Annotated in this window: 1 protein-coding gene; it reads right to left on the reverse strand. The window is 41.0% G+C overall.

Features of this window, described 5'->3' with window-relative positions; translation table 11 throughout:
• Nucleotides 1-128: 128 nt before the first annotated feature.
• Nucleotides 129-1,352, reverse strand: coding sequence for an IS110 family RNA-guided transposase (locus tag ACERII_RS25730; RefSeq protein ID WP_373645850.1), 1,224 nt, complete (start codon nt 1,350-1,352; stop codon nt 129-131).
• Nucleotides 1,353-1,620 lie beyond the last annotated feature (268 nt).

Here is a 1,620-nt window from a genome sequence, read left to right on the forward strand (position 1 = left end):
CACTACCATGAAAATAACTCACTGCACTTGGGTTAGAAGACAATACTAAATAAAACGCAGCTCATTCTTTTTTAAAAAAAGGTGAGAGCGCCTGTTGATGATCATGCCAAATGATAAAATCGACTGGTTTAAGAGGCTTCTGGTTCAGTAATGGATACAGTGTATCCTAAACTTTCGAGTCTTCGTAGAGAATGCCGAACAATTGATTGTTGTCTTTGTTTATCAAAGTAGTCCTCACCTAAGTCTATATACATTTCTTTCCGAGTTAATAGATAATAAGAGATACGTAACATGGCGTGAGCGACTACAATTCCTGCTCGTTTCCTACCTTTTCGTGATGCTGTACGCCTATACAGTGCTCCGAGATAGTTTTTAGATCCTCTTACAGAGTGAGCTGCCTCAGTTAATGCGGATCGCAGATACTTGTTTCCTTTTTTGGTTTTAGCTGATTTCCTTTTGCCAGCACTTTCGTTTTGCCCAGGAACCAAACCAGCCCAAGAACACATATGAGCTGCACTTGGGAACTGTTTCTTAATATCCGTCCCGATTTCTGATAAAATTTGCTCAGCCATTCTTGTAGCTATGCCAGGAATAGAATCTAGTCGTTCAATATCTTCTTGATGGGTGCTTACTCTTTCCGCCACTTCTTGATCTAGCATCGCGATTTGCTCAGTCAAAAAATCAATATGTTTTAAAATGGTTTTCAACATAAGACGTTGATGCGAATTGATATAACCTCTAAGGGCGAGTTGTAGTTCATCTTTTTTCTTTTTCATTGTACGTCGAGCAAAGTTTGCTAGTTTTTCAGGATCTTCTTCACCATCGGCAATAGCGTCAAGCATATCTCTAGCTGAAACGCCCATAACATCTGAAACAACAGATCCTAACTTAATGTTCGCTCCTTCTAACACCTTTTGGATTCGATTATGTTGTCTGGCACGCTCTTCGATGATACTCCGACGATAGCGAACCAACTCGCGCAGTTCACGTTGATTTCGGTCAGGAATATAACTAGCTTTGAGTAGACCATGACGAAGAAGTTTGGCAATCCATTCTGCATCTTTGACATCTGTTTTTCGTCCAGGAACTGCCTTCATATGTTGGGCATTCACAACCAAAAATTCAATGTCCTCAGCCTCTAGTAAATTGACAATGGGTTTCCAATAAACACTTGTGCTTTCCATAGCAACATGCGTACAACTATGTTCTTTAATCCAGTCAATTAGCTTTAAAAGAAATACAGTTTTGGTAGAAAACGTTTGAATCTCCTTTCCTTCTGGAGTAATAACACATGCAGTGATATTGTCCTTATGGACATCCATACCACATGCTCTTCCAATGACTATATCCATTGAAAACATCCTTTCTACGGCAAAGATTAAAATTAGAGGCTGGTGCAGCAACCAGAATAGGATTAATCTACCATGTGTGCTTCCCGTAAGGGAGCGACAGTCAGTGGTGCACCGTGGTCGTTGGAGTCAGACTAACGGATGGGCTCTAACACACCATAGTTCATCGACCTTCCTCTCCCAGCCGTAGCATCAGTATAGACGGTTTTCCACCATTTTCATTCTCTGTGGTGAAGCGCTGATTTTTGCGCTTCATGGATGGCTAACGGGA

It is taken from the genome of Evansella sp. AB-rgal1 (genome assembly GCF_041820985.1).
Classification (GTDB): Bacteria; Bacillota; Bacilli; order Bacillales; family Salisediminibacteriaceae; genus Evansella.

Bases quoted from the DNA above. Each gene is read 5' to 3' on its own strand.
- ACERII_RS25730 (WP_373645850.1), bottom strand. From the start codon at position 1,352: ATGGATATAGTCATTGGAAGAGCATGTGGTATGGATGTCCATAAGGAC.